Source organism: Mycobacterium sp. SMC-19 (assembly GCF_045310815.1).
Lineage (GTDB): Bacteria > Actinomycetota > Actinomycetes > Mycobacteriales > Mycobacteriaceae > Mycobacterium.
In genome coordinates this window covers 108,147-115,473 of the sequence record NZ_JBJIAM010000011.1, presented here as the reverse complement: position 1 = coordinate 115,473, position 7,327 = coordinate 108,147, and the positions used below count along the sequence as shown (strand labels likewise).

At 68.7% G+C, this 7,327-nt stretch carries 3 protein-coding genes; 1 reads left to right on the top strand and 2 read right to left on the bottom strand.

Annotated features, from left to right (window positions below; genetic code table 11):
• Together ACJH5R_RS20400 and ACJH5R_RS20395 are read right to left on the bottom strand one after the other, a co-directional pair.
• A partial coding sequence (locus tag ACJH5R_RS20400) for a beta-ketoacyl synthase N-terminal-like domain-containing protein (RefSeq protein WP_406782709.1) occupies positions 1-3,707 on the bottom strand: 3,707 nt, incomplete at its 3' end.
• Positions 3,708-3,966: 259 nt separating this feature from the next.
• Complete coding sequence (locus ACJH5R_RS20395; RefSeq protein ID WP_406759544.1) at positions 3,967-5,619, bottom strand: PfaD family polyunsaturated fatty acid/polyketide biosynthesis protein; 1,653 nt, start codon at positions 5,617-5,619, stop codon at positions 3,967-3,969.
• Between the two features lie 198 nt (positions 5,620-5,817).
• Between ACJH5R_RS20395 and ACJH5R_RS20390 the strand changes: the two genes are divergently transcribed.
• Entirely contained in the window at positions 5,818-7,311 is a 1,494-nt protein-coding gene (locus ACJH5R_RS20390) for a bifunctional phosphatase PAP2/diacylglycerol kinase family protein (protein WP_406759557.1), read from the top strand.
• The last annotated feature ends 16 nt before the right edge of the window (positions 7,312-7,327 follow it).

Sequence of the window (7,327 nt, the reverse complement as noted above, 5' to 3'; positions counted from 1 at the left end):
ATCGTCGCCGTCTCCACCTCAGGCAACGATGGAACCCGATCCTGCACCGCCGACAAAATCTCCACCCGCTTGATCGAATCGATCCCCAGATCGGCCTCAAGCGCCATCGACAAATCCAGCATCTCCACCGGATAACCGGTCTTGTCAGCAACCACCGCCAACATGTCCCCGACCAAATCCCCACCCGCCGCCGCAGGAGCAACAGCCACCGCAGCCGGCGCCGGCGCAACGGCCACCCCAGCCGGTGCGACAACAACCGGAGCCGGCGCGGGCGGTGCCGGCATCGTGACGACCGGCGCAGCCGCAGCCACCGGCGCAGGCGCCGCGGGTGCAGGTGCAGGTGCCGGCGCTGGCGGGACGCTGATCGGGGCTGCCGGAGCCGCAGGCGGCGCGGGCATGGCCGGCGCGGGCGGCGGGGCGAACGCCGGCGGGGCCGGAGGAGCCGCGACGCCATAGGCGGCCACCGGCTGAGCCGGCACCACCGTGGTCGCGGTGGGGAAGGCCAGCTGGTTGACCGGCATCGGCGTCATCCCGGTGCTGGAGACCAGGGTCTGCAGCAGGCCCTGCAGGTGGGCGATGGTCTGCTGCATGCTGCCCAGCGCGCCGACCATGTGCGTCACCATCTCGGCTCCGGGACCCGACATCAGCGGCGAGGTCACCATCGGAACCGCGGCGGCCTGGACCGGGACCGGGACGTGCGTCGGGACATGTGCCGGCCACCCGTTCGCCGCGGGAACGGGCGGATGAGCTGCTGTCATAGTGGGCTCCGATACGGTCGCGTGGCCGTTGTGGTCACTGCGGGGGGTGGATTTCACGGATTTTTCGGATTTCGCAAATTCTTCGGATTTCGCAAATTCTTCCGAGGGCCGCTGCACCGGCTCGTCGTTGATGTCGGGTCGGCCGAAGTTGGTGCCGTTGAGCTTCATCGTCAACTTGGGCGCCGGACGGGTTCGCGGATCGTCACCCTGGCGGTAGTCGGCCCACAGGGCTTCGAAGTTCATCGGGACGCCGGCGGCCACGAGTTGGGCCAGCCCCATCCACAGCGATCGAATTCCGTTTCTGCCCTTGGCATCCAGGGAGACCGCGACGTGGTCCTGGCCGGTCAGGCATTTGCCGACGAGGTTGGTGAGCACACTGCCGGGGCCCACCTCGACGAACGTTCGGGCGCCGGCGGACCACATCGCCTGCACCTGCTCGACGAACCGCACCGGCTGAGCGATCTGGTTGGCCAGCGTGGCCTGCATCTGGTCGGCGCCACCGACGTACGGCTGAGCCGTCGCGTTGGCGTAGACGGGCACCTGCGGCACACCGAACGGAATGCCCGCCAGGTACGAGGCGAACGGGGCCGCCGCGGAGCTGACGATCTCGGAGTGGAAGGCGGTGGCGACGTCGAGGAGCCGCGCATTCATTCCCGTTGCGCTGAAACGCTGCGCGGCATCGGCAATGGCCGCACTGTCGCCCGAAAGCACAACCTGGTTGGGGGCGTTGTGGTTCGCGATGACCACCGACAGGCCCCACTCGCCGAGAAGTCTGCGGACCTCTTCGGCGGGGGCGGTCACCGCGCACATCGCTCCGTCGCTGCTGGCGGCGGCCTGGGCCATCAGCGCACCGCGCGCGCGGGCGATGAGCAGTGCGACGTCGTCACTGATCACCCCCGCGGCACACAGGGCACTGACCTCGCCGAAGCTGTGACCGCCGACGGCGACCGGCGCGATGCCCAATGAGCGGACCACCGACAGCAGGCTGAGGCTGTGCGCGCCGATGCCCGGCTGCGCCCATTCGGTCTTGGTCAGCTCGGCGGCCTGCGCGGTCCGGTCTTCCTCGGTGAACGCCGTCTTGGGCCAGACGACGTCGTGCAGGTCGCGGTCCGCGTTGAGCAGGTCCGCGCGCGCGAGCTCCCAAGGCGCCAAAGCCGGTTCGTACAGCTGCGGGATGTCGGCACCCATGCCGACGTATTGACTGCCCTGCCCGGGAAACAGCAGCGCGACCGGCCCGGCCTGCTGGCAGGAGTAGTAGTAGCCCTTGGGTGAGCTGAATGACGTTTCCCCGCTGGGCGTTTGGAGCTTCGCGGCGGCTTCCCCGAGCATCGTGCGCAGGCTCTCGACGCTGCTGGCGACGATGGCGAGGCGGTGCGGACGGGTGGCGTCATACGCCGACTGCGTGCTGTGTGCCAGGTAGCCGAGCATGTCCGGCGAGTCGATCAACGAGGCGGCCAGTTCCCCGGCCTGCGCAGACAGCGCTGCCGCGGAGTCCGCGCCGAGGACCACCAGCTCGGAGTCCCAGGACCGGTAGCGCGGCGCGTGCTTCCCGGCGCCGGCGTACTCCTCGAGCGTGATGTGGAAGTTCGTACCGCCGAAGCCGAACGCGCTGACCGCCGCCCGCCGCGGCACGTTCTGGTCGGCGATCCACGGCTTGGTCTGTGTCGACAGGTAGAACGGCGACGATTCGATCTCGAGTCCGGGGTTGGGCCGGTCGATCTTGATAGTCGGCGGGAGGACCTTGTGGTGCAGCGCCATCACGGTCTTGAACAGGCCGCAGGCTCCCGCAGCCCCCTTGGTGTGTCCGACCTGGGACTTGACCGAGCCGACGGCACACCATTGACGGTCCGCCCGGCCCGACTCGTCGAAGACCCGGCGCAGGGCGGTGAATTCGGCGACGTCGCCGGCCTTGGTGCCGGTGCCATGGGCTTCGACGAGCCCGACCGTCTCCGGTCCGTAGCCGGCGGCCTCATAGGCGCGGCGCAGGGCCTTGGCCTGACCATCCGGGCTGGGGGCGTAGATGCTCTTGGCCCGGCCATCCGAGGAGGTGCCGATGCCGCGGATCACGGCGTAGATCCGGTCGCCGTCTCGCTCGGCGTCGTCGAGGCGCTTGAGCGCCAGCATCGACAGGCCTTCGCCCAGCATGGTCCCGTCCGACTGGTCGGAGAACGGGCGGCAGTCGCCGGTGCGCGACAGCGCGGTGACCTTGGCGAAGCACATGAACATGAAGATGTCGTTGAAGGCATCGACGCCCCCCGCGATCACCATGTCGGCCTCGCGCAGGTACAGCTCGTGCAGCGCGATCTCAATGGCGGCCAGCGAACTGGCGCACGCGGCGTCGACGACGCAGTTCGTTCCGCCAAGATCGAAACGGTTGGCGATACGTCCGGCGATGACGTTGCCAAGCAGGCCCGGGAAGGTGTTCTCCTGCCAGGGGGTGTAGCCCGACGCCACGCTCTCGCTGAAGGCGGTCAGCTCGGTGTCGGAGAGTCCTGCTGCGCGCAGGCCGCGTTCCCAGGTCGGCCGGTGCAGCCGACCGCTCATGTAGCCGGACATCTCGGTGCCACCGGACGAACCCAGCACCACGCTGACCCGTTCGCGGTCGATGCCGGAGATGTCGCCGCCGGCGTAGTCCTCCAGTACTTGCTGCGCGACCCGCAGCGCCAACAACTGGGCGGTGTCGGTCGCGGGCACCACGTTCGGCGGAATGCCGAAATCCATCGGCGAGAAGTCGATGGTGGGCAAGAATCCGCCGCGACGGGCGTATACCTTGTCGGGCGTGCGAGGATCTGCGTCGTAGTAGTCGTCGATCCGCCAGTGCGACTCCGGTACGTCGGAGAACAGGTCCGCACCCTCGACGATGTTGCGCCAGAATCGCTCGGCTTCTTCAGACCCGGGAAACAGCGCGCTGACACCGACCACTGCGACAGGTGGATGTTTGGCTACCACAGGTCTCCTTAAGAGCGGCCTTGACACAAAGCATCGAAAGCCTAAGTTTCGCCATCAGAGACGGTGAGTTGCAGCTGGGGGTCCGCTGATCATCCCGATGGCCAGACGCTGCCGGGACCATATCAGAGTGTTGCAGCCATCACACACCGAAGATGCCCGGCTCACACCCCCGCATGCGTTACAGTCATCCGCCACAATGTCACGTTGATGAGCTGCTGAACAGCTAGAACGCGCCGAGCGGGCGCATTTGACGACCGCGTCAGACAGCCAGCGGCCGCGGGCGGTAGGCGAACGCCTTGGCCGGAACCGGCACCCCGCAAGAGCGGGCCGCACTGGCGCGGGTCACGTGGGCGGCACCTTCGAGCAAGTTAAGCGCCACCTGGACGGCCTGGCGGTTCTCGCACGACTCCAGGTGGCTGCCTGCCACCCAGCTGTTGAATGCGCCCATGGCCGGACCGCACCAGATCTGGTAGTCCAAGACTCGCTCGGGGATGCCGCTGATGGCCCAGCGGCTCGACTGCCCCAGATACCAGCGGAACACCAGTGCCATCTGGTATTTCGGATCCCTGGAGGCGAGCTCGAGCACCGCCGGGTCACGCTGCTGCCAGTACCGCTGGGTGTCCGCCCATACCTCGGCGACGGTGGTGCCCAGGATCTTCTCCAGCTCGGGGCCGTGCTTGGCGACCACGCTGGCCAGGTCGGGGTTGCCTGCGTACCACTCGTAGAGCTTCTTGCCGCGCGGGGCGAACATCGTTCCCCGCTTGAGTACCTGCAGGTTGACGCCCATTTCGAACATGTCCGAGGCGGGAGCCATCATCACGTCCGCGATGCCGGCCTTAGCGAGCATGGCGCGCCCGGGCGCCGAAAGCCCCGACTCCACGCAGGCCTGGTTGACGGTCCCGGTCAGCACGTAGGCCGCGCCCATCGCGAAGGCGCCGGCGACCGCCTGCGGCGCACCGAGACCACCCGCCGCACCCACCCGCACCCGGCAGTTCAACTGGTGCTGCTGGGCCAGCGAGTCACGCAGCATGACGATTTCGGAGAACAGCGCCGGCAGCGGGCGGTTATCGGTGTGCCCGCCGCTGTCGGATTCGACGGTGATGTCCTCGGCCACCGGCACATACCGAGACAGCTCGGCTTCGCGCTCGGTCAGCTTTCCGGCCGCCACCAAGGCGGACACCAACGCCGCCGGCGCCGGTTCCATGAACATCCGTGCCACCTCGGGCCGCGACACCTTGGCCATCACGTGGTTGCGGCGCACGATGTTGCCGGCCGCATCGGTGTCCAGCCCCGCCAGTGCGTAGTGCACCACCGCCGGCGTCAGCTTCATGAACGCCGAAGCCTCGACCACCGGAACACCGCGCGCGATGAACAGCTCGGCGACGCGGGTCTCGAGGGAGACCTCGTTGGGTGAGTGGATCAGGTTGGCTCCCCAGGCGAGCCCGGGCCGGCCGGCCAACGCGGTCTGGATCTCGTCCAGCCCCCGCTCCACCGCCTCGTAGGAGAGCCCGCCCGCGCCGAAGAAGCCCATCATGCCGGCCTCGGCCATCGCGATGACCAACGCCGGCGTCGCGATGCCGTTGGCCATCGCTCCGGTGACATAGGGGAATCGAACGCCGTGCGCCTCGCAGAATTCGCGGTCCCCCAGCCACTCGGGGTAGATCGCAGGCAGTGTTCCTACCAGGGACAAATCCGATTCGCCGGCGCCGACGAACTCACCGCCCAGGGCCAGGCCCAGCATCCCGGTGGCCGTTTCGCGCACCACGTGAACGGGGTGGCGTACATAGCCGATGATGTCGGCGATGTCGTCCGGGGCGAACGCGGCCGCTGCGGTGGTGGGCCGCCACCCCAGGCCCGGGCCGGCGCCCGCGCCGGTCTGCTGGTCCAGTACTGCGCCAGGTCGCTCGTTCACAGTCGGTTCCTCTCGATCACCGGTGCTGTGAGCGCTCGCGCCGAGGGGCCCTGCGCATGAACCGGAGAAAACGATGAGAGTTTCTCATGGACCGCGGCGGCGGGGAGTCTCCCCACCGTGAAACGGGTATAGGGCTGCCATTCGGCGCCGGCGGCGGCGCCGGTGGACGGAGGAATCACTGCCGTGGGTCAACTACCGATGGCGCCCCTGCCGCGCCGCCGTTCCGGACTACGTCAGGTCACCGAGGGCCTCGGCCAGCTCGACGCGGAGGTGTTCGAGGCGATCGCACACTCGCCCAGCCGACTGCTCGACACCACCATGCCGGTACTGACCCGTGCCGCCGACCATTCCAAACTGTGGCTGGCGCTCGCAGCCGCCATGGCCGCGACGGGCGGCCCGGCGACACAGCGCGCCGCCGCACGGGGAGTGGCCAGCCTGGCCCTGACCAGTCTGGTGACCAACCAGGTGATCAAACGGATCCGGCCTCGCGCGCGCCCCAACATCGCGCTGGTGCCCCTGCTACGCCGCGCCCGCCGGCTGCCGCTGTCGAACTCGCTGCCGTCCGGCCACTCCGCGAGCGCGGCGGCGTTCGCCGCCGGGGTCGGCCTGGAGAATCCCCTGCTGGGGCTGCCCGTCGCGGGGCTGGCCGGCCTGGTGGGTCTGTCCCGGGTCGCCACCGGCGTGCACTATCCCGGGGACGTACTCGCCGGGCTGGGCATCGGTGCGTCGATCGCGGTGGTCGGGGCAAAGCTGGTGCCGCCCATAGCCTCTCCACCGGCGCCGCACAGTGCAGCCCTGCAGGTCCCCTCCCCCGCACGTCCCGACGGTGCCGGCGTGGCGTTGGTGGTCAATCCCGAGTCTGGCGACGGGCGCGCGGGCGACGTCGCCGCGCAGGTGCGTCAGGCACTGCCTGCAGTCACCGTCGTCGAAGTCGGCCCTGACGACGACCTGGCCGAATCGTTGCGCCGCGCCGCAGATACCGCCGAGGTGCTCGCGATCGCCGGCGGCGACGGGTCGGTCGCGACGGCGGCGCACGTGGCGCTGGAACGCAAACTGCCGCTAGCGGTGTTCCCGGGCGGCACGCTGAACCACTTCGCCAAGGACATCGGCTGCGACACCACCGCGAAGACCATCCGGGCCATCGCCGAGGGCAGCCTGTCGCGGGTAGACGTAGTGCGATTCAACGACGAGACCACCGTGATCAATACGGCAAGCATCGGTGCCTACCCGACGTTCGTCCGGCGTCGAGAACGCTTGCAGGGCAAGCTCGGCAAGCCGGTGGCCAGCGCCTACGCCATGCTGATGACGCTGCGTCGCGAACAGCCGGTGCGCATCTGCTACGACAACAAGACCCTGCAGACGTCGCTGTTCTTCCTCGGCAATTCGGTGTATCAGCCCGACGGCTTCGCGCCGGCCGTGCGGAACCGGATGGATGACGGGCTGTTGGACGTGCGGATCCTGGAAACCGGCCGGCCGTGGTCCACGCTGCGAATCTTGGCGGCGCTGCTGACCGGGCGGCTGCAGCGCAGCCGGCTCTACCACGAACTGCGGGTCCCGCAATTCCAGTTCACCGCAGTCGACGGGCCGGTGCCGATCGCCCACGACGGAGAAGTCGACACCTCTTGCACGGAAGCGGAATTCACTGCGTGCTACCGCGCATTACAGGTGTTTCGGCCCATGCCCTCGGGTTAGCGGTGACGACCTGATC

Bases quoted from the DNA above. Each gene is read 5' to 3' on its own strand.
- ACJH5R_RS20390 (WP_406759557.1), top strand. From the start codon at position 5,818: ATGGCGCCCCTGCCGCGCCGCCGTTCCGGACTACGTCAGGTCACCGAG.